This window comes from Rhizobium sp. LC145 (assembly GCF_001005825.1).
GTDB lineage: Bacteria > Pseudomonadota > Alphaproteobacteria > Rhizobiales > Rhizobiaceae > Neorhizobium.
Genome location: NZ_LBHV01000019.1, coordinates 1 through 20472, shown reverse-complemented (window position 1 = coordinate 20472; position 20472 = coordinate 1). Strand labels below are relative to the sequence as shown.

The following is a 20472-nucleotide window of genomic DNA, read 5'->3' as shown; positions in this document are numbered from 1 at the left end:
TGATTTGTTGCGTAGGGGTTACTGAAAAGTGAGCGGGAAAGAAGAGTTTCAGACCATCAAGGAGCGGGCCAAGCGCAAGCTGGAACGCGACATGGGCGCGGACCTGTTGGCCGCGCTCAACGACCCGAAAACCGTTGAAGTCATGCTCAACGCGGACGGCAAGGTGTGGCACGAACGCCTTGGCGAGCCGATGCGGTACATCTGCGACATGCGGCCCAGCCAGTCGCAGGCGATTATAGAAACGGTGGCTGGGTTCCACGGCAAAGAGGTCACGCGGCATTCGCCCATCCTGGAAGGCGAGTTCCCCCTAGATGGGAGCCGCTTTGCCGGTCAATTGCCGCCGGTTGTGGCCGCGCCAACCTTTGCGATCCGCAAGCGAGCGGTCGCCATCTTCACGCTGGAACAGTACGTCGAGGCGGGCATCATGACCCGCGAGCAATACGAGGTCATTAAAAGCGCCGTCGCGGCGCATCGAAACATCCTCGTCATTGGCGGTACTGGCTCGGGCAAGACCACGCTCGTCAACGCGATCATCAATGAAATGGTCGCCTTCAACCCCGCTGAGCGCGTCGTCATCATCGAGGACACCGGCGAAATCCAGTGCGCCGCAGAGAACGCCGTCCAGTACCACACCAGCATCGACGTCTCGATGACGTTGCTGCTCAAGACAACGCTGCGTATGCGCCCCGACCGCATCCTGGTCGGCGAGGTACGCGGCCCCGAAGCCCTTGATCTGTTGATGGCCTGGAACACCGGGCATGAAGGAGGTGCCGCCACCCTGCACGCAAACAACCCCAAAGCGGGCCTGAGCCGGCTCGCCATGCTTATCAGCATGCACCCGGATTCACCGAAACCCATTGAGCCGCTGATTGGCGAGGCGGTTCATGTGGTCGTCCATATCGCCAGAACCCCTAGCGGCCGTCGAGTGCAAGAAATTCTCGAAGTTCTTGGTTACGAGAACGGCCAGTACATCACCAAAACCCTGTAAGGAGTATTTCCAATGACAACGGCTGTTCCGTTCCGTCTGACCATGAATCGCGGCATTTTGTTCTACCTTGCCGTGTTCTTCGTTCTCGCTCTCGCGTTATCCGCGCACCCGGCGATGGCCTCGGAAGGCACCGGCGGCAGCTTGCCCTATGAGAGCTGGCTGACGAACCTGCGCAACTCCGTGACCGGCCCTGTGGCCTTCGCGCTGTCCATCATCGGCATCGTCGTCGCCGGCGGCGTGCTGATCTTCGGCGGCGAACTCAACGCCTTCTTCCGAACCCTGATCTTCCTGGTTCTGGTGATGGCGCTGCTGGTCGGCGCGCAGAACGTGATGAGCACCTTCTTCGGTCGTGGTGCCGAAATCGCGGCCCTCGGCAACGGGGCGCTGCACCAGGTGCAAGTCGCAGCGGCGGATGCCGTGCGTGCGGTAGCGGCTGGACGGCTCGCCTAATCATGGCTCTGCGCACGATCCCCATCCGTCGCGCAGGCAACCGAGAAAACCTGTTCATGGGTGGTGATCGTGAACTGGTGATGTTCTCGGGCCTGATGGCGTTTGCGCTGATTTTCAGCGCCCAAGAGCTGCGGGCCACTGTGGTCGGTCTGATCCTGTGGTTCGGAGCGCTCTATGCGTTCCGAATCATGGCGAAGGCCGATCCGAAGATGCGGTTCGTGTACCTGCGTCACCGCCGGTACAAGCCGTATTACCCGGCCCGTTCAACCCCGTTCCGCGAGAACACCAATAGCCAAGGGAAGCAATACCGATGATCCAGGCAATTGCAATCGCGGGCTTCGGCGCGCTTCTGTTGCTCATCCTCTTTGCCCGCATCCGTGCGGTCGATGCCGAACTGAAACTGAAAAAGCATCGCTCCAAGGACGCCGGCCTAGCCGATCTGCTCAACTACGCCGCTGTCGTCGATGACGGCGTGATCGTGGGCAAGAACGGCAGCTTCATGGCTGCCTGGCTGTACAAGGGCGATGACAACGCAAGCAGCACCGACCAGCAGCGCGAAGTAGTGTCCGCCCGCATCAACCAGGCCCTCGCGGGCCTGGGAAGTGGGTGGATGATCCATGTGGACGCCGTGCGGCGTCCTGCTCCGAACTACGCGGAGCGGGGCTTGTCGTCGTTCCCTGACCGCCTGACGGCAGCGATTGAAGAAGAGCGCCGGCGGCATTTCGAGAACCTGGGCACGATGTACGAGGGCTATTTTGTCCTCCCCGTGCCCTGGTTCCCGCCGCTGCTCGCCCAACGCAAGTTCGTCGAGCTGATGTTTGACGATGACGCGACCGCCCCGGATCGCAAGGCCCGCACGCAGGGCCTCATCGACCAGTTCAAGCGCGACGTGCGTAGCATCGAATCGCGCCTGTCCTCGGCCGTGTCGCTCACCCGCTTGAAGGGGCACAAGATCGTCAACGAGGACGGCACGACCGTCACGCATGATGACTTCCTGCGCTGGCTGCAATTCTGCGTGACGGGCCTGCACCATCCTGTGCAGCTCCCCAGCAACCCGATGTACCTGGACGCTCTGATCGGCGGGCAAGAAATGTGGGGCGGGGGGGTGCCCAAGGTCGGCCGCAAGTTCGTCCAGGTGGTCGCTATCGAAGGCTTCCCCTTGGAGTCCTATCCCGGCATTCTGACGGCGCTCGGCGAACTGCCCTGCGAATATCGGTGGTCGAGCCGGTTCATCTTCATGGACCAGCACGAAGCCGTGAAGCACCTCGACAAGTTCCGCAAGAAGTGGCGGCAGAAGATTCGCGGCTTCTTCGACCAGGTGTTCAACACGAACACCGGCCCGGTCGATCAAGACGCGCTTTCGATGGTGGCCGACGCTGAGGCGGCGATTGCCGAAGTCAACAGCGGCATCGTGGCCGTGGGCTATTACACCAGTGTCGTCGTGCTGATGGATGAGGACCGCACGCGCCTGGAAGGTGCGGCCCGCGACGTTGAGAAGGCCGTCAACCGGCTGGGCTTTGCCGCGCGCATCGAGTCCATCAACACGCTGGACGCCTTCCTTGGCAGCTTGCCCGGCCACGGCGTGGAAAACGTCCGCCGTCCGCTCATCAACACGATGAACCTGGCCGACCTGCTGCCGACCAGCACCATCTGGACCGGCAACGCGAACGCTCCATGCCCGATGTACCCGCCGCTGTCGCCGGCGCTGATGCACTGCGTCACGCAAGGCTCAACGCCGTTCCGGCTGAACCTGCACGTGCGCGACCTCGGCCACACCTTCATGTTTGGCCCGACCGGCGCAGGTAAATCGACGCATCTGGCGATCCTCGCCGCGCAGCTCCGTCGCTACGCCGGCATGTCGATCTTCGCCTTTGACAAGGGCATGTCGATGTACCCGCTCGCCGCCGGCATTCGTGCGGCTACCAAGGGCACAAGCGGCCTGCATTTCACCGTGGCGGCCGACGACGAACGCCTGGCGTTCTGCCCTTTGCAGTTCCTGAGCACCAAGGGCGACCGCGCTTGGGCGATGGAATGGATCGACACCATCCTGGCGTTGAACGGCGTCGAAACGACCCCGGCCCAGCGCAACGAAATCGGCAACGCGATCATGAGCATGCACGCCAGCGGCGCGCGCACGCTCTCCGAGTTCAGCGTGACGATTCAGGACGAGGCGATCCGCGAAGCAATCCGCCAGTACACGGTCGATGGCGCGATGGGCCATCTGCTCGATGCCGAAGAGGATGGCTTGGCGCTGTCCGACTTCACGGTTTTCGAGATCGAAGAGCTGATGAACCTCGGCGAGAAATTCGCCCTGCCTGTGCTGCTCTACCTGTTCCGCCGCATCGAGCGCGCCCTGACCGGCCAGCCGGCCGTCATCATCCTGGACGAAGCCTGGTTGATGCTCGGCCATCCAGCATTCCGCGCGAAGATCAGGGAATGGCTCAAGGTGCTGCGTAAGGCCAACTGCCTTGTGCTGATGGCAACGCAGAGCCTGTCCGACGCCGCCAACAGCGGCATCCTGGACGTGATCGTGGAATCGACCGCGACCAAGATTTTCCTGCCGAATATTTACGCCAGGGATGAGGACACGGCGGCCCTGTACCGCCGCATGGGCCTGAACGCTCGCCAGATCGAGATTCTGGCCCAGGCCGTTCCCAAGCGTCAGTACTACTACGTGTCGGAGAACGGCCGTCGTCTCTACGACCTGGCACTTGGCCCGCTCGCACTCGCGTTCGTCGGCGCATCCGACAAGGAATCCGTCGCCATCATCAAGAGCCTGGAAGCCAAGTTCGGCGACCAGTGGGTGGATGAATGGCTGCGCGGCCGGGGCCTCGCCCTTGATGAATACCTGGAGGCAGCATGAGTTTTGCAGACAAGATCAAGGGCTTGATCTTCAAGAAGAAGCCCGCAACGGCCGCAGCAGCGGCGACGCCGGCAGCGTCCGGCCCGCAGACCGACAACCCGTACCTGACGGCGCGGCGCACCTGGAACGACCACGTCGGTTCCGTCGTGTCGCAAAAGCAGACCTGGCAGGTTGTCGGCATCCTTTCGCTGATGATCGTCCTCGCGGCGGTCGGCGGCATCATCCACATCGGCAGCCAGTCGAAGTTCGTGCCTTACGTCTACGAGGTAGACAAGCTCGGGCAGACTGCCGCCGTGGGACCGATGACCAGGGCCTCGAAAACCGATCCGCGTGTCATTCACGCCTCGGTGGCTGAGTTCGTTGGCGATGCTCGCCTGGTGACGCCGGACGTGGCCTTGCAGCGCAAGGCTGTCTACCGCGTCTATGCCAAGCTCGGCCCGAATGACCCGGCGACCGCCAAGATGAACGAATGGCTCAACGGCACTGCCGACGCCAGCCCGTTCGCTCGCGCGGCCGTCGAAACGGTCAGCACCGAAATCACTTCCGTAATCCCGCAGACGCCCGACACCTGGCAGGTCGATTGGGTCGAGACGACGCGCGACAGGCAAGGCGTGGTGAAAGGCCAGCCCGTGCGCATGCGGGCCTTGGTGACGGTCTACGTCGTCGAGCCGACGGCGGACACCAAGGAAGAACAACTGCGAAACAACCCGGCCGGGATCTACGTCCGGGACTTCTCCTGGTCGAGACTTCTGTGAGGCACTGAATCATGAAAAAGGAACTGTTTGCTTTGGTCCTGGCCGCGTCCGTTAGCGTGCCTGCATTTGCCGCCGATCCCAGCGCGGACCTGACCGACCTGTATTTTTCCGGCAAGAACCCGGAGCTGACCGCGCAAGAGCGGGCGGCCATCGCCATCGCCAAGAAGTGGGAGGCGGGGACCGCCGGCATGCGACCGGTCGCCGGCCCTGGCGGTTCGGTGCGTTTCCTGTTCGGCGCGCAGCAGCCGAGCATCGTATGCGCCGTGCTGCAAGTGTGCGATGTGGCCCTGCAACCCGGCGAGCAAGTCAACTCGATCAACCTGGGTGACACGGCCCGTTGGACGGTCGAGCCGGCCATCACCGGCAGCGGCGCGAACGAAACCCAGCACCTCATCATCAAGCCGATGGATGTGGGCCTGGAAACCAGCCTGGTCGTGACCACGGATCGCCGCAGCTACCACATGCGCCTGCGCTCGCATCGCACGCAGTACATGCCGCAGGTGTCGTTCACCTACCCGGAAGATGCGCTTGCGAAGTGGGACGCCATCAAGAACCGCGAACAGCGTGATCGCGTCGAGAAAACCATCCCGCAGACCGGCGAGTACCTGGGCAACCTGAGCTTCAACTACTCCATCAGCGGGTCCACGTCCTGGAAGCCGGTGCGCGTCTACAACGACGGCAAGAAAACCATCATCCAGATGCCGCGCTCGATGGAGCAGACGGAAGCGCCGACGCTCCTGGTCGTTCGCAAGGAGGGCGGCCTGTTCTCCGACGATGAAACGGTGATGGTGAACTACCGGGTCCAGGGCGACCGCTACATCGTCGATACGATTTTCGACAAGGCCATCCTCATCGCGGGTGTGGGCAGCAGCCAGGACCGCGTGACCATTTCGAGGGGGAACTAAACCATGCGTAAGATTCTGACCGTCATCGCACTCGCGGCCACGCTGGCCGGTTGCGCAACCTCCAAGTACGGCAGCTTCGTCCATGACGCGCCGGCCGCCTACAACCAGACCATTGCGACCGATGCGGTGAAGCAGCTCGTCAAGCTCTACCCGCCGGCGCAAACCAGGCTGGAATTGCAGCAGGCTACGCCCGACCCGTTCGGCATTGCTCTGGTCACTGACCTTCGCGCCCAGGGCTATGCCGTCATGGAGTACAAGCCCGACGGCAACGCGGCCGCAGCTCCGGCTGCGTCCTCGGCCGCTGCGAAGCCGGCAACGCCGCAAGCCCAGGGCGGCTATCCGCTGCGCTACGTGCTGGATCAGTTCAGCGACAGCAACCTGTATCGCCTGACCGTTATGGTCGGCTCTCAATCGCTCACGCGCGCCTACCTCGCCCAAAACAACACTATGGTCCCGGCCGGCGCATGGGTTCGGAAGGAGTAAGCCAATGAGCGAAGATCAAATGGCACCGGACGCATCCCCGGATGCGGTCAAGCCGAAAAGCGGGGTTCGCCGCGTCAACAACATGCCGATGTACCTCATCGGCGGTGTGCTCGGCATCTTCCTGCTGGTGATGGCCCTGGTTGCTGCGGATCGCGCTGCGCAGCAGAACCAGCCGGGAGCGGCGAAGGCTGAGAAGGCCGGCAGCACCAGCATGTTTGCCGACGAAATTGCCGGCAAACAGCAGGACGGCATCATCAAGGCCAAGCCGCCGGCGATTCCGCAGGAACAGACCGCCCAGCAGCCGACGACGGAGCTGACACCAGCACCGGCACCGGGAACCACCATCACGGTCGCCCGGCCCGAGAACCTGGACCAGCCCCCGACGCCGCCGCAGGGTGCGCGCAATGAGGACCTGGACCGCATCCGCATGGCGAAGTTGCAGATGCTGGAAGAGGCGATCAGGGCCAAGACGACGGTGCGCATCGACGCGCCGCGCAGCCAAGGCAGCGCCGGCGGCGGTGCTCCGCAGGGCCGCGAGGAAACCCTTGCGCGCATCCAGGAGCTGCGTCGGCAGGCTGAGAACGCCCGCGCCAATGACCCGACCGCTGCCTACCAGGCTGCGCTTGCGCAGGCTCGCACGATGGGCGGCGGGGCAGGGGCTGGCGGCATGGGCGGCTCGGGTGCGCCAACCCTGGTGCAGACCTCGAACCGCAGTGGTGGCAGCGCCGGCTATGGGTCGTTCGACAACCGCAGCGAGGGCGACCGTTGGCGGCTCGACTCGCAGCCGGAGGCCCCTGCAACGCCCTACGTGCTGCGCGCTGGCTTCGTCGTTCCGGCTACGCTTATCTCGGGCATCAACTCCGATCTGCCGGGCCAAATCATGGCCCAGGTATCGCAGTCGGTGTACGACACGGCGACCGGCAAGCACATGCTCATCCCCCAAGGCTCTCGCCTGGTGGGCAGCTACTCGAACGATGTGGCCTACGGGCAGAAGCGCGTTCTGGTGGCATGGCAGCGCATCATCTTCCCCGACGGCAAGGCAATGGACATTGGAGCCATGCCCGGTGGCGATAGCGCTGGCTATGCAGGCTTCAACGACAAGGTGAACAACCACTACTTCCGCACCTTCGCATCGGCATTCCTCATGTCGGGCGTCGTTGCAGGCATCAGCTTGAGTCAGGACCGTGGCAACAGCAACAGCGGTTACGGACGACAAGACGCGGGTTCCGCGATGAGTGAAGCGTTGGGTCAACAGCTCGGCCAAGTAACGGCGCAGATGATCGCCAAAAACTTGAATATCGCGCCGACGCTGGAAATCCGTCCGGGCTATCGCTTCAACGTCATCGTCACCAAAGACATGACGTTTTCCAAGCCCTACCAGGCGTTTGACTATTAACTCCAAGGAGTAACTTATGAAGAAGCTCGCTAAGAATGTTTTAGCCGCTAAAGTCGCTCTGGTGCTGGCCCTTTCGGCCGGCACCTTGGCGGTCACGCCTGCGCAAGCGGGCATCCCGGTCATCGACGGCACCAACCTGTCGCAAACCACTGTCACCGCGATTCAGCAGGTTGCGCAGGTCCAGAAGCAAATCGAGCAGTACCGGACGCAGTTGCAGCAGTACGAAAACATGCTGCAAAACACGATGGCCCCCGCCGCGTACATTTGGGACCAGGCGCAGTCCACCATCAACGGCCTGATGAGCGCCGTCGATACCTTGAACTACTACAAGAACCAGGCGGGCAGCATCGACGCCTACCTGGGCAAGTTCAAGGACGTGTCCTACTACAAGTCCTCCCCGTGCTTCTCCCTCGGCGGCTGCACTGATGCCGAGCGTTCCGCGATGGAAGAGAACCGCCGCCTGGCGTCTGAATCGCAGAAAAAGGCCAACGATGCGCTGTTCCGGGGCATCGACCAGCAACAGGACAACCTCAAGTCCGACGCTCGCACGCTCCAACAGCTCCAATCGAAGGCGCAGGGTGCGCAAGGTCAGATGGAAGCGATCCAGTATGCCAACCAGTTCGCCAGCCAGCAGGCCAACCAGCTCCTGCAAATCCGTGGCCTCCTGGTAGCCCAGCAGAATGCCATCGCCACGCAGATGCAGGCCCAGCAGGATCGGCAGGCCCAGCAGGACGCTGCGAGCGCGAAGTTGCGCGAAGGCTCGTACCGCGCAAGTCCGGCTAAGAGCTGGTGAGGGGAGGCGCGATGAAGAAATCCAACTTCATCGCAGTTGCCGCGCTGGCCGCCGTCATGGCGGCCAGCCTGGCAGGCTGCGACAACAAGCCCGACACCGACAATCTGACCTGCGCCGATCTGCCGAAGGTCACGGATGCCGCTCAACGCGCGGAGCTGTTGAAGAAGTGCCCGCGCGGAGAACCGGGAGGCTTCAAGCCCAGCGAAAAGAAAGAGTGGTGATGACGTATGAAAATCCAGACTAGAGCTGCCGCGCTCGCGGTCCTGACGCTGGCCTTGATGCCGGTAGCGGCATACGCCCAAATCGACAATTCGGGCATCCTCGACAACGTATTGCAGCGCTACCAGGACGCCGCGAGCGGCTGGGCCACTGTCGTCCAGAACGCCGCAACGTGGCTGTTCTGGACCTTGACCGTGATTAGCATGGTCTGGACCTTCGGCATGATGGCGCTGCGCAAGGCCGACATTGGCGAGTTCTTCGCCGAGTTCGTGCGGTTCACCATCTTCACCGGCTTCTTCTGGTGGCTGCTGACCAACGGCCCGAATTTCGCGTCGTCCATCTATGCGTCCCTGCGGCAAATTGCAGGCCAGGCAACGGGGTTGGGGCAGGGGCTTTCGCCGTCCGGCATCGTCGATGTTGGCTTTGAGATTTTCTTCAAGGTGATGGACGAAACCTCGTACTGGTCGCCCGTCGATAGCTTCGTCGGTGCTGCCCTGGCGGCCGCCATCCTGTGCATCCTCGCCTTGGTCGGCGTGAACATGCTTCTGCTCCTGGCGTCCGGGTGGATTCTTGCCTACGGCGGTGTGTTCTTCCTGGGTTTCGGCGGCTCGCGCTGGACCTCGGACATGGCGATCAACTACTACAAGACCGTCCTCGGGGTCGCCGCGCAGCTCTTCGCAATGGTGCTGCTGGTCGGCATCGGCAAGACCTTCCTCGATGACTACTACAGCCGCATGAGCGAAGGCATCAACTTCAAGGAACTTGGGGTGATGCTGATCGTCGGCCTGATCCTGCTCGTCCTGGTCAACAAGGTGCCGCAGCTCATCGCGGGCATCATCACCGGCGCGAGCGTCGGCGGCGCTGGCATCGGTCAGTTCGGCGCTGGCACGCTCGTCGGTGCGGCCGCAACGGCCGGCGCGGCAATCGCCACTGGCGGCGCAGCCGTCGCGGCCGGGGCTGCGGCGGCGGCCGGTGGCGCGCAGGCCATCATGGCGGCCGCGTCAAAGGCCAGCGATAACGTCTCTGCGGGGACCGACATTCTGTCGAGCATGATGGGCGGCGGTGGTGGCGGCGGCGGTGGTAGCGCCGGCACCAGCAGCAGCGGCGACGGCGGTGGCTCGGGCGGTGGTGGCGGTTCGGGCGGTGGTGAAACCCCAATGGCCTCGGCCGCCGGCGACAACAGCAGCGGCGCACGCGGCGGCAGCTCGGGCGGCAGCTCGGGCGGCGGCTCGGGTGGTGGTCGCTCGTCCGGTGGTATCGGAGCCACGGCGGCCAAGGGTGGCCGGATCGCGGCCGATACCGTCGCCAACCTGGCGAAAGGTGCCGGCTCGGTCGCCAAGGCCAAGGCCGGCGAAATGCGCGCATCAGCCCAGGAACGCATCGGCGATACCGTGGGCGGCAAGATCGCGCAGGCAATTCGCGGCGCGGGTGCGGCGGCGCAGACCGCTGCAACCGTCGCCGATAGCAGCAGCAACAGCCAGGCGCAGGAACAACCTGCACCGGCACCTGCACCGTCGTTCGACGACAACAGCCTTTCCGCAAGCAACAACAGGGAAGCGGCCGCCGACGCGGATTCCGAAGTGGCGAGCTTCGTCAACAAGCCCGCCCAATCCTGAAACGACTCTTAGGAGCTACGACCATGCAACTGAAAAAAGCGTTCTCGTCGGCCGCCCTGGTGGTGGCCTTGGGCCTCGGCGCAACTGGCTCGGCCAGCGCGCAAGACGTGCTGACGGGCGATACCCGCCTGGCCTGCGAGGCCATCCTGTGCCTGTCAACGGGCAGCCGGCCCAGCGAGTGCAGCCCGTCGCTGTCGCGGTACTTCGGCATCCACAAGCGCAAGCTGTCGGACACGCTCAAGGCGCGGCTGAACTTCCTCAACCTCTGCCCGGTGTCGAACCAGACGCCGGAAATGCAGACGCTCGTTTCCGCGATTTCGCGCGGGGCCGGGCGCTGCGATGCGTCCTCGCTGAACTCCGTGCTGCGTGAGTGGCGGAGCTGGGACGACCAGTTCTACATCGGCAACCGCCTGCCGGACTACTGCGCGTCCTACACGGGCCATGCCTATACCGACTTCAACACTAGCGCGCCGCGCTACGTCGGCACGCCGGAAGAGGGCGGCTATTGGGTCGAGGCAGCGGACTACGACCGCGCGCTCAAGGAGTACGAAGCGAAGCTCAAAGAGCGGCAGCAGCAGTACGGCCGCTATGGCAGCGACGCCTACCGTCGGTTCGAGCGGTAAGGGGAGGGGATAGCGATGCCGTTTGCCAAGCTGCTGGCACGGAACGCTCTGCCGGTGGTCGCCCTGGTGGCGGCCACTGGCTTCGGTGCGGCGGATGCAAATGCCGCACGGCTCTTCCCCGATCTGTCTGAACAGATGGAAGAGCGCGTTGTGTGCTCGGTATCTGCGGCCGCGAAGTACGAGATTCCGGCCAACATTCTTCTTGCCATCCGGGAAAAGGAAGGCGGCAAGCCGGGCCAGTGGGTCAAGAACACCAATGGCACCTATGACGTGGGCGAGCTGCAATTCAACACCGCCTACCTGGGTGATCTGGCGAAGTACGGGATCACGGCCCAGGACGTTGCTGCGGCAGGCTGCTATCCCTATGACCTCGCGGCCTGGCGGTTGCGCGGGCACATTCGCAACGACAAGGGCGATCTGTGGACGCGCGCCGCTAACTATCACTCACGCACGCCGTCGAAGAACGCGATCTATCGCGCCGATCTGATGGTGAAGGCCGACAAGTGGGCGAAGTGGCTGGATGCGCGTTTCGTCACCGTCAACTATGGCCCCAGCTCGCCGGCGCAGCCGGCAGGGAAGGGGACCACGCTCGCGGCCGCTGATGCGCCGGCAGCAGCGTCGGCCGAAGCCCAGCCGGTGAAGCAAGGCCGGATCACCCGTACCAGCTTCCGCAGCTCCGGTTACGTGCCCCGGCAGCTCATCATCAACAACACGCCATAAGGAGGAACGGCCGTTTAGCGGCTAAAGCCTATGGGCATTCGCAACCTGACGCAGCGATACATGAACGGGGCCAGGGCCTACGCGGCCTGGGCGGCATCGCAGGCGAAAGCGCCGTTTGATCTTCTGGTCCTGGGCATCGGGCCTGTCATCGTCTTTGGCCTGGTCGCGCATACGCTGCTCGCGTTCTTGCCCGCATGGGCCATGTACGCCGTCGGCGCTCTGCTGGGCCTCGCGGCCCTGCCTTTAGCGCTGCACGTCCTCCGGGAATACGCGCTGCGCTATGGGCGCAAATAGCGCCCTGCAGGGCGTCTTTACTCCAAGGGGGAGGGCATGAATACACGCGCCATGAACGACGCCAGCGGCCGGGCCTCGCTGCCTGCCCTGGTGATCGCCGACGGCACCATTGAAGCCTTGAAGTGGCTCGCCCTGCTTGCCATGACCGGGGATCACGTCAACAAGTACCTGTTCAACGGTACGCTGCCATATCTGTTCGAGGCGGGGCGCTTGGCCCTGCCTCTTTTCGTTTTCGTCCTGGCGTACAACCTCGCCCGCCCGGGCGCGCTCGAGCGCGGTTTGTACGGGCGAGCGATGAAACGCCTGTTGGGCTTCGGCCTGGTCGCCTCGGTCCCGTTCATTGCGCTGGGTGGCGTGGTGGGCGGATGGTGGCCGCTGAACGTCATGTTCACGCTGTTGGCCGCAACCGCGATGCTCTACCTGGTCGAGCGCGGCCGCTCGGTCGCTCCTGTAGCGCTGTTCGTCGTGGCCGGCGGCCTGGTCGAGTTCTGTTGGCCGGCGCTGCTGCTGGCCGCGTCTGTCTGGTTGTACCTCAAGCGCCCGACGTGGGCGGCCGCGTTGATGGCGCTGCTGTCCTGCGCGTCGCTGTGGTACATCAATGGCAACCTGTGGGCGCTTGCTGTCGTGCCCCTAGTGATCGGCGCCGCCGGCGTCGATCTTCGTGTCCCGCGCCTGCGCTGGGCCTTTTACACGTACTACCCGCTGCATCTGGCCGCTCTTTGGCTGATCCGCATTCCGATGCGCGAGGCGGGCTACTTGTTTTTCACCTGACCTTTGAGATTCCAGTATGCAATTGCTCAAGAAATGCACCATCGCGGCCCTGCCGCTGCTCGCCCTGTCCGGCTGCGCACTGCTGAACATCCCCATGCCGACGCCGCCCGGTTCGACCCCGCCGGAAATGCTGACCGTGCCAGTGGCGCAAATCTGCCGTGACGCCGACAAGAACCCGGTTCGGGCGACGGAGCTGTACGGCAAGAAAGGGTTATCGGCCACCGGCAAGGTGCAGGTGATTTCCGAAGGCTTCAAGCCTCGCTACCGGGTCCTGCTGCGCGCTGGCAGCGCCTCGGTCCATGCTGGGACCGATAACCAGCTCGCCATCAAGTCAGTTTCCACCGGCCAGACCACGCGCGTCACTGGCACCGTTAAGGACGTGTCCTACGACCATAACGGCTGCTCGATCTCCCTTGACGACGCCAAGTTCTACTGAGGGGAGGGCGGCGGAATGCTGACACGGTTGAAGGGCTTCCTTGCTCGTCGCCGCGAGCTGAAGGAACTGGATGCGTCCGTGGTGAGCCGGCCCCGGCCGGCTCCGGCGGAACTGGTCCAGGTTGATGCACGCGAGGCCGTTTGGCGCGTGCCAGTGCCCGGCCAGGCCGACCGCTTCATGTCGGCCAAGCCTGGCGCGATCAACGATGAAATGTTCGTGGTCCGGGTGGACACCGAAGCGTTCTATCGGGCCTGGCTGCGCAGCAGCTCGACGGGCCGCGAAACGCGGTCGGACAACTGCCTGCTGCGCTCGGAAATGCCGCAGGACTACAAGTTCAAGCACGCCGTCCAGGGCTTCGCGCACGGCAGGGAGAATCCTGTGCCGCTGGCCTTCGCCGGCGCGCACCAGGAGCGCGACCGGGTGGACATTGGTTTCAGCAACGGGGTCACGCGCTCGTTCTGGCTGATTGCGAACAAGGCTCCGTCGTTTCCGATCCAGGTCCACGGCCGGGAGTCGGCCGAGCTGCTGAACAAGGTTTGCGGCCTCGATCCCACGCCGCTGTCGTTCTCGGAACTGTTCGCGCAGGCCCAACGCCAGGCTCCGCAGGTCGCCACACCGGCCCGGCACGCGCCGGCGGCGGCCGCGCGGCCGGCCCCCAAGGTGCAGCCGCGCTCCGGCCGAAGCGGCCCGCGCAAAGGCCGCGGACTCTAACTAAAACCATGCGCAACGCGCATTAGGGAGGATGTATGTATGTAATGGCCTGCGGCATCATTGCCGGCCTGGCGGCTGCGGTTGCCCTGTTGGGCTTCACGCCGATGATGGAGGCACTTGCCGCCGGCGAACACCGCAAGGCAGTCGCGCAATGGACGCGGACGCTGTTCCTGGTGCTGCTGCCGGTCGTGCTGATGTGCGCGCCCATCGGGTCGAGCATTTACGACGCGATGCAGGCGGACGCCGGTAAGCCCATCGCTTTCCACAACGGCCGGATCACGGTCGTCATGGCACTGGTGGGCAGCTTGGCCGTTGTGCTGATCGCGGCCGCGCGGGCCGTGGTCAACCGCAGGAATGCCAGTTTCTGGTTCGTCGGCTGGGTGATGGCCTCGGTTCTGGCCGGCGGCGTCGGCGCGATCGCCAGCGCGAAGCAACTGGCGTTCCTCGACGAACATAGCGGCATGGTGGCTTTCGGCTTCTTCCGCGACCAGGTGAAGGACATGCACTGCGATGCTGACGTGATCCTGGCCCGGTGGGATGAAAAGGCGTCCTCGCCGGTGGTCTACCGCTGCCCGAAGGTCTACATGCTCAACAGGTTCGCATCCGCGCCCTTCGTGCCCTGGCCGGACTACACCGAAGGGGAAAGCGAGGATCTAGGTAGGGCGCTCGCAGCGGCTCTGCGAGACGCGAAAAGGTAAGAAAAGCCGGGCACTGCCCGGCTTTATTTTTGCTGCTGCGCGTTCCAGGCCGCCCACACTCGTTTGACCTGGCTCGGGCTGCATCCGACCAGCTTGGCCGTCTTGGCAATGCTCGATCCGCCGGAGCGAAGCGTGATAATTCGGTCGTGCATGCCGGCGTCACGTTTGCGGCCGGTGTAGCGGCCGGCGGCCTTCGCCAACTGGACGCCCTGACGTTGACGCTCGCGCCGATCCTCGTAGTCGTCGCGGGCCATCTGCAAGGCGAGCTTCAAAAGCATGTCCTGGACGGATTCCAGGACGATTTTCGCCACTCCGTTCGCCTCGGCGGCCAGCTCCGACAGGTCCACCACGCCAGGCACGGCCAGCTTGGCCCCTTTGGCCCGGATCGACGCAACCAGGCGTTCGGCCTCGGCCAGCGGCAAGCGGCTGATGCGGTCGATCTTCTCCGCAACAACGACTTCACCAGGTTGCAGGTCCGCGATCATGCGCAGCAGCTCGGGCCGGTCGGCGCGTGCGCCGGACGCCTTCTCGCGGTAGATGCCGGCGACGTAGTACCCGGCGGCCCGCGTGGCCGCTACAAGGCTCTCCTGGCGTTCAAGGTTCTGCTCGTCCGTACTGGCGCGCAGGTAGATGCGGGCGACCTTCAACCTTCGTCCCTCCGGTTGTTGCTCTCGCGTCGCCATTTCCACGGCTCGACGGCGTGCGGATCGGACCATAGGCCGGCGCGCTTGCCTCGCGCCTCCTGTTCGAGCCGCAGCATTTCAGGATCGCTCGCGCGGCCGTGGAAGCGGTAGGCCCAGGCCATGCCCTGGTGAACCATCGAGGCGTTGACGTTGCGCGGGTGCGGTGGCCGGCCGGGCAGCTCGACGTTGACCCACACGATGCCCAGCGTGCGGCCGTAGCGGTCGGTGTCCTTCTCGTCGACCAGGACGGCCCGGCGGAACACCATGCCGGCCAGCGCCTGGCGCGCACGTTCGCCGAAGGCTTGCCGCTTCTCTGGCGCGTCAATGTCCACCAGGCGCACGCGCACCGGCCGCTTGTCTACCAGCACGTCGATGGTGTCGCCGTCGATGATGCGCACGACCTCGCCGCGCAGCTCGGCCGCAGCCGGGCCAGCCACGACCAGGAGGATTGCCAGCGCGGCCGCTCTGAATCGTGCCTTCATGCGACGCTCCGCTTACCGGAAGCCTTGATCCGGTCCCACGTGCGCGAATCCTCGATGCTGGTCTTGCCGTCGAGCTGCTGCGCGGCGGCATCGGCATCGTTCCACTTGGCGAACCGGCCGGCCTCGCGCGGCGCGGTGCCCGTCCAATCCAACAAAACCCAGCTCGCGGCGTCGGCCCCTGGCTGCTGCATAGCGCGTCTCCTTCTCACTTGGTCAAATTGGGTATACCCATTTGCGCCTAGTCTATTGCACATGGCTCAAAATAACAACGCACGACTTAAATGCGCCTAGCGCATTTTTCTGGCTTTAATGGGCCAGGGTAGGGTAGTCGGCCCTTGAATGTATCTCGATTGAGATACATAATAGGGGGCAAGATCAACACCAGGAGAAATGACGATGGCCGCTCAAACATCCATGCTGCACATCCGTGTAGACGACAAGCTCAAGGCCGACGCGACCGAAAAGCTCGCCAACTTCGGCCTGTCCGTATCGGATGCCGTGCGCATCTTCCTAACCCGCGTATCGAAGGAAGGCGGCTTGCCGGCCGGCCTGACCACTGACCCGGAAGCCCATGACGCATGGTTCCGTGCCAAGGTGCGCGAAGCGCTGGCCGACACCCGGCCAGGCGTGCCGCATCAGCAGGTCATGGACGAGGCGCAAGCCCTGATCGATAGGAAGCGCCGTGCCAGAGCTTGAATGGTCGCAACCAGCTCGCGCCGATCTGCTGGCGATTGTCGATTACATATCTGACGACAACCCCGACGCCGCACAAAGGCTGAAAGACGATATCGAAGCCAAAGCGGCGAAGCTGCCAGAGCATCCGAGGCTCTACCGGCCTGGCCGGATCGAGGGCACGCGGGAAATGGTCGTGCGGGCAAACTATATCGTCGTGTACACGGAAGACCCTTTTACCGTGCGCATCTTGCGTGTTCTCCACGCTGCGCAGCAGTGGCCGCCGGAAGATGACGCCGGTTGAATTTCAGCCGCTAAAACTTAAGTGCGCACAAAAAAGCCGGGCATTGCCCGGCTTTTCTATTGCTACATATGCCTCCTAGATCGAGCGCGAGCGTTTCTGCTCGGCCTTGGCCGCCTGTTCCTGGGACACCTCGCCGATGACCTTGCCCTGGCCTCGGCTGTAGGCGATTTCGTAGTTCTGCCCGACAACCGGCGGCTTCTCGAAGATGCCCCGATTGTGCTTCACGATTCCGCCTTCGCTGAGCTGATAGACGTTGCGGCCATCGTCGTGCAGGACCTGACCGACGTGCTTATGCGGATGGACGTTCTTGCTCGCGTCCTTCGCATTGCTCAACTGGTAGATGCCTTTCGGTAGACCAGCCTCGGGCAACACCTTCGTCGTCAACCATTCACCATTCACTACCTGGTTCACCTGACGGCTGCCGTTCATGACGGCGATCTTGACGCTACCCTCGCCAGGGCTTGCCGCTGTACGCGGTGCCCCGATCTGTACTTTGTTCATACGCTCCGGTTCTCCTTAGTAGGTTCTCGCGCGCCGTTGGCGCTGTTCCTGCTGCTCGATGTCTTGCTGCTTGAGCTGCTGCACCTTCTGCCGCTGGCCCTCATCGAGAAGCACCTTGCCGACCGCACTTCTCACCTGGCGTTCAACCCCGTCTTTGCCGAGGCTGCTGCGCTCGGCCAGGTCGTTGAAATCGGTGTGCTTCTTCATGTTCGCCAGCGCCGCGAGCTGGTCATCACCCAACAGCGATTCCTTGAACTTGGCCGTGTCGGCCTCGCTCAACTGGACCTTGCCGGCGGCCGCGTCAGCGAGTCGCTTTTCAGCGTGCAGGTGGTTGCGGTAGCTCTCCGGGGTGATCGGCGGCAACTCTTTGGGATAGGCGTTCTCGCCCGGCGCGAAGATCGGGAAGATGGCCTTGCCGCCGACCGCTTTGGCGGCTTCCTGGGCCTTCGTCCTGCCGGGATTCACGCCCTGGGTGATCTGTACCTGGCGGTCGTCGTCGCCGGCGATCACAACAGGCTTGTCCGGGAACTTCGCGTGCAGGGCCTCGGCAACAGCCTGTAGGTTGCCGGAATCGAACGCGGCGACGGTCGCGTGCCCCAGCGCTTCGGCCAAGGTGGCGGCGGTGGCGTAGCCCTCGCCGATCACCAGCGCCGGCGCGGCCGCGAGGGCATCCATGCCGCCGACAACATGGAAGCATCCTTCCTTGCGGCTGTCCTTGGCGAAGCGCTTGGTGCCGTCCTCCTGGATGTACTGCATGGTCCATTGCTTGCCGTCGGCGTCGTAGGCCGGGATGTAGGTTTTCTGGCCCTCCTGATCGGTGAGGACGCCGGCGTGCAACTGTAGGCCCTTGTCGCGCAGGTACGGCGTCGGTTCCGTGATCGGAACCAAGCCCTGCGCCTGACGGCCGATGCGCTGCGCCGTAGCTTCGTGCAGGCGTTCTTGTTCCTCCGCACGCGCGGCCAGCTTGGCCGCCGCCTCGGCCTGCATCTTGGCCTTCTCGGCCGGGTCCAGGGCGTAGCCCTTGGCCTTCCACTTCATTTCGACGCCGGTACGGTTGTTCTTGATGTAACCGGCCGGGTGTCCGTCCAAGTGGCCGACGTAGAAGCCGGATTTCTCGCCCTTCTTATCGCCCTCTGTCTCGATGCGGTGCTTCTTGCCATCCATGATGGGATGCCCGCCGCCGGGGGTGACGACGCAGCCCATGCTTTTCAGGGCCTCGGCGAACTCATCTTCCGGCGAGACGGCCGGGGATTGCTGGGTGGGCACGTTGTCCGGCAGCCAGCGTTGCAGCTTGCCCATGTCGGCATTCGGGCCGGCATACCAGGACTTGGCCACCTTGTCCCACTGCGCGCCGGCCGCCTTGGCAACCTGGCGCTCGCCGTAGGGCACGGCCAGGTAGACGCGCTCCTGGCCCGCGTTGCGGCGCTCGGCCGTGGGTTGGGTGGCCTGGCCCTCGGCGCGGGCCTCTACGGCCGCTGTAGCGCCCTCACGCGCCCATTTGGCGAACGGGGCAGGGTCAACCCCTGCCGGAACGTACCAGGCGCGTTCCTGGCGGTCCCAGCGCGCTCCAAGGGCCTTCACCTCGTCCTTCTCCTTGAACGGCACGTTCAAGTAGGCGCGCTCGGGCTTGGCTGGGGCCTGAGCGGCCGCCGGCTGCTCGGCCGCGTTCATGGCCTGGGCCATTTCCTGCTGCTCGCGCTCGTAGTCGGCGATGCGGCGCTGTAGGTCCTCGTCGTGCAGCATGGCCGTGCCTTCGGCGGCCTTGCGCGCCTCCTTGGCGGCAACGCGGTCCTCGTCGGTGCTGTTGGGATCGCGGCGAACCCGCTCTTCATGGATGCGGGCGAACTTCGCGGCCTGCTCGTACTCGTTGGCCGTCGCGTAGGCGTCGATCACGGCCAGGCGGTCGGCGAGCGCTTCGGCATTGGTCTGCGCGTCGGGACCGGCGAAGTCGGCAAGCCACTGATGACCGCCGGACTCATGATGCGCGTAGACGCCCCAAAACTCCGGCTCTCGGTCGCCGGCCGGCTCCACGAACCGTTCGCCGTCGTGCTCGACCTCGACGTTGGCCTGGACCTGGACGCGGCCGGACCAATCGGCGGGTAGCTCGAAACCCAGCGTGGATTCGGTCAGCGCGGCCAGCGATTGGTTGCCTTCCGCCGGCTCCGCGCCGGCGCGGTACATGCGCAGGGTCTGCGCGATCAGCTCGTCGGCCGGCGCGATGGCCGGTCGTGCTACCTGGTCTTGCTGTTGCTCCATAGTTGCCCCCTGCGCAGGCTCGATGGCCTGCTGGGTCGTTTGTTCCTGAATTTGCTTCTGCTCGAACGCCAGGACGAAATCCTGGATCTTCTCCGCGTCGGCGGCCGCGCGGAAAATCTCTAGCGGGTCCTCTTGTAGCGCTTTGATCCACGATCCGACATAGGCCGCGTGCTGGCCGGGGTCGTGGCCGATGCCCAGCTCGTCGCCCAGGATCATGCTGGCAATCTCGGCGCGCAGCTCTTCCTTGGCGTACCCCTCGCTCCCGAAGGGATGCGCCAGGTCGCGGTCCAGCCGCGACGGGTGGCCGGTCCAGTGACCCAGCTCATGGAGCGCGGTCGCATAGTAGTTGTCGGCGGTCGGGAACTGGCCTTTGTCGGGCAGATGGATGCTGTCCGTGGACGGCCGGTAGAACGCGCGGTCGTGCTCGCCGTGGCGGATGGTGGCACCTGACGCCGCAAGGATGTGCTCGGCCCGCTCGACGGCGTTCCAGGTCTGTTCCTTGCGCTCCAACGGCGGCAGGCCGTCGATCTGCTCCGCATTGAACACGGTGGCGAAGAACACGCGCGGGCGTTCGAGCTGCACCGTCACCTTGACCGGATCGCCGTTGGCATCGAGGACCGGCTTGCCGGTCTGCTCGTCGATCTTGGTTTGCTCTTCGCTGAACTTCCAATACTGGATCGGCGAGCCTTTCTCGCCGCGCCGGACCTGCGCGCCGGCGGCGGCCGCCTGCTTGTAGGTCATCCAGCGCGGGTCCGCATGGCCCTGGGCCATGAGCTGGATCGCGTTGATGCCCTTGTACCGCTTGCCGGTGGTCGGGTTGAGTGGGATGAAGGAACCGGGCATGCCCGGTTCC

The 20472-nt window shown here is 64.3% G+C and carries 25 protein-coding genes; 20 read left to right on the top strand and 5 right to left on the bottom strand.

Annotation, left to right across the window (positions count from 1 at the left end):
- The first annotated feature begins 28 nt into the window (after window positions 1-28).
- From trbB to YH62_RS29240, 18 genes are read left to right on the top strand one after another with little or no spacing between them, the layout of a single operon-like run.
- Window positions 29-988: a P-type conjugative transfer ATPase TrbB gene (gene trbB, locus YH62_RS27865; RefSeq protein WP_046797588.1), complete on the top strand. Its 960-nt coding sequence runs from the start codon at window positions 29-31 to the stop codon at window positions 986-988.
- A gap of 12 nt (window positions 989-1000) precedes the next feature.
- Window positions 1001-1438: an IncP-type conjugal transfer pilin TrbC gene (gene trbC / locus YH62_RS27860; RefSeq protein WP_011205785.1), complete on the top strand. Its 438-nt coding sequence runs from the start codon at window positions 1001-1003 to the stop codon at window positions 1436-1438.
- Window positions 1439-1440: 2 nt separating this feature from the next.
- Window positions 1441-1752, top strand: a complete 312-nt coding sequence (locus YH62_RS27855) for a conjugal transfer protein TrbD (RefSeq protein WP_011205786.1) — start codon at window positions 1441-1443, stop codon at window positions 1750-1752.
- Entirely contained in the window at window positions 1749-4301 is a 2553-nt protein-coding gene (locus tag YH62_RS27850) for a VirB4 family type IV secretion/conjugal transfer ATPase (protein WP_046797587.1), read from the top strand. Before YH62_RS27855 ends, YH62_RS27850 begins: the two co-directional genes overlap by 4 nt.
- Window positions 4298-5056 carry a conjugal transfer protein TrbF gene (locus tag YH62_RS27845; protein WP_046797586.1) on the top strand — a complete coding sequence of 253 codons (759 nt, stop codon included), beginning with the start codon at window positions 4298-4300 and terminating at the stop codon, window positions 5054-5056. The genes YH62_RS27850 and YH62_RS27845 overlap by 4 nt, the downstream gene beginning before the upstream one ends.
- Before the next feature lie 11 nt (window positions 5057-5067).
- Window positions 5068-5961 (top strand): P-type conjugative transfer protein TrbG, encoded by an 894-nt coding sequence (gene trbG, locus YH62_RS27840; RefSeq protein WP_046797585.1) that lies wholly within the window; start codon window positions 5068-5070, stop codon window positions 5959-5961.
- 3 nt (window positions 5962-5964) lie between these two features.
- Entirely contained in the window at window positions 5965-6444 is a 480-nt protein-coding gene (locus YH62_RS27835) for a conjugal transfer protein TrbH (RefSeq protein WP_046797584.1), read from the top strand.
- A 4-nt stretch (window positions 6445-6448) separates the two neighbouring features.
- On the top strand, window positions 6449-7840 hold the full coding sequence (locus YH62_RS27830; protein WP_046797583.1) for a TrbI/VirB10 family protein: 1392 nt from the start codon (window positions 6449-6451) through the stop codon (window positions 7838-7840).
- Between the two features lie 16 nt (window positions 7841-7856).
- Window positions 7857-8633, top strand: coding sequence for a P-type conjugative transfer protein TrbJ (gene trbJ, locus YH62_RS27825; protein ID WP_046797582.1), 777 nt, complete (start codon window positions 7857-7859; stop codon window positions 8631-8633).
- Window positions 8634-8644: 11 nt separating this feature from the next.
- Complete coding sequence (gene trbK / locus YH62_RS27820; protein ID WP_046797581.1) at window positions 8645-8854, top strand: IncPalpha-type entry exclusion lipoprotein TrbK; 210 nt, start codon at window positions 8645-8647, stop codon at window positions 8852-8854.
- Window positions 8855-8860: 6 nt separating this feature from the next.
- Complete coding sequence (trbL, locus tag YH62_RS31095; protein ID WP_046797580.1) at window positions 8861-10468, top strand: P-type conjugative transfer protein TrbL; 1608 nt, start codon at window positions 8861-8863, stop codon at window positions 10466-10468.
- Between the two features lie 23 nt (window positions 10469-10491).
- Window positions 10492-11091 (top strand): TrbM/KikA/MpfK family conjugal transfer protein, encoded by a 600-nt coding sequence (locus tag YH62_RS27810; protein WP_046797579.1) that lies wholly within the window; start codon window positions 10492-10494, stop codon window positions 11089-11091.
- 15 nt (window positions 11092-11106) lie between these two features.
- Complete coding sequence (locus tag YH62_RS27805; protein WP_082118555.1) at window positions 11107-11811, top strand: hypothetical protein; 705 nt, start codon at window positions 11107-11109, stop codon at window positions 11809-11811.
- 30 nt (window positions 11812-11841) lie between these two features.
- Window positions 11842-12105, top strand: a complete 264-nt coding sequence (locus tag YH62_RS27800; RefSeq protein ID WP_046797578.1) for a hypothetical protein — start codon at window positions 11842-11844, stop codon at window positions 12103-12105.
- Window positions 12106-12141: 36 nt separating this feature from the next.
- Window positions 12142-12876: a TraX family protein gene (locus YH62_RS27795; RefSeq protein WP_170986362.1), complete on the top strand. Its 735-nt coding sequence runs from the start codon at window positions 12142-12144 to the stop codon at window positions 12874-12876.
- Between the two features lie 16 nt (window positions 12877-12892).
- Window positions 12893-13312, top strand: coding sequence for a hypothetical protein (locus YH62_RS27790; protein ID WP_011205799.1), 420 nt, complete (start codon window positions 12893-12895; stop codon window positions 13310-13312).
- Between the two features lie 15 nt (window positions 13313-13327).
- Window positions 13328-14023, top strand: coding sequence for a hypothetical protein (locus YH62_RS27785; RefSeq protein ID WP_197082561.1), 696 nt, complete (start codon window positions 13328-13330; stop codon window positions 14021-14023).
- Window positions 14024-14058: 35 nt separating this feature from the next.
- Window positions 14059-14721 carry a hypothetical protein gene (locus YH62_RS29240; protein ID WP_052760551.1) on the top strand — a complete coding sequence of 221 codons (663 nt, stop codon included), beginning with the start codon at window positions 14059-14061 and terminating at the stop codon, window positions 14719-14721.
- 23 nt (window positions 14722-14744) lie between these two features.
- Here YH62_RS29240 and YH62_RS27775 read toward each other — a convergent pair whose 3' ends face one another.
- Genes YH62_RS27775 through YH62_RS27765 form a run of 3 tightly spaced genes read right to left on the bottom strand, consistent with a single transcriptional unit; the run spans window position 14745 to window position 16077 of the window.
- Window positions 14745-15404, bottom strand: coding sequence for a recombinase family protein (locus tag YH62_RS27775; protein ID WP_011205802.1), 660 nt, complete (start codon window positions 15402-15404; stop codon window positions 14745-14747).
- Complete coding sequence (locus YH62_RS27770; RefSeq protein WP_046797577.1) at window positions 15365-15886, bottom strand: thermonuclease family protein; 522 nt, start codon at window positions 15884-15886, stop codon at window positions 15365-15367. Before YH62_RS27770 ends, YH62_RS27775 begins: the two co-directional genes overlap by 40 nt.
- A complete protein-coding gene (locus YH62_RS27765) occupies window positions 15883-16077 on the bottom strand; it encodes a hypothetical protein (RefSeq protein ID WP_046797576.1) in 195 nt (64 codons plus the stop codon). Before YH62_RS27765 ends, YH62_RS27770 begins: the two co-directional genes overlap by 4 nt.
- 205 nt (window positions 16078-16282) lie before the next feature.
- On the opposite strand from YH62_RS27765, the gene YH62_RS27760 reads away from it, so the two are divergent.
- Complete coding sequence (locus YH62_RS27760) at window positions 16283-16582, top strand: type II toxin-antitoxin system RelB/DinJ family antitoxin (RefSeq protein WP_046797575.1); 300 nt, start codon at window positions 16283-16285, stop codon at window positions 16580-16582.
- On the top strand, window positions 16569-16862 hold the full coding sequence (locus tag YH62_RS27755; RefSeq protein WP_046797574.1) for a type II toxin-antitoxin system RelE/ParE family toxin: 294 nt from the start codon (window positions 16569-16571) through the stop codon (window positions 16860-16862). The genes YH62_RS27760 and YH62_RS27755 overlap by 14 nt, the downstream gene beginning before the upstream one ends.
- Window positions 16863-16937: 75 nt before the next feature.
- Here YH62_RS27755 and YH62_RS27750 read toward each other — a convergent pair whose 3' ends face one another.
- Window positions 16938-17363: a KfrB domain-containing protein gene (locus tag YH62_RS27750; protein WP_046797573.1), complete on the bottom strand. Its 426-nt coding sequence runs from the start codon at window positions 17361-17363 to the stop codon at window positions 16938-16940.
- Between the two features lie 15 nt (window positions 17364-17378).
- The coding region (locus YH62_RS27745) for a zincin-like metallopeptidase domain-containing protein (RefSeq protein ID WP_046797572.1) at window positions 17379-20472 on the bottom strand (3094 nt) is incomplete at its 5' end.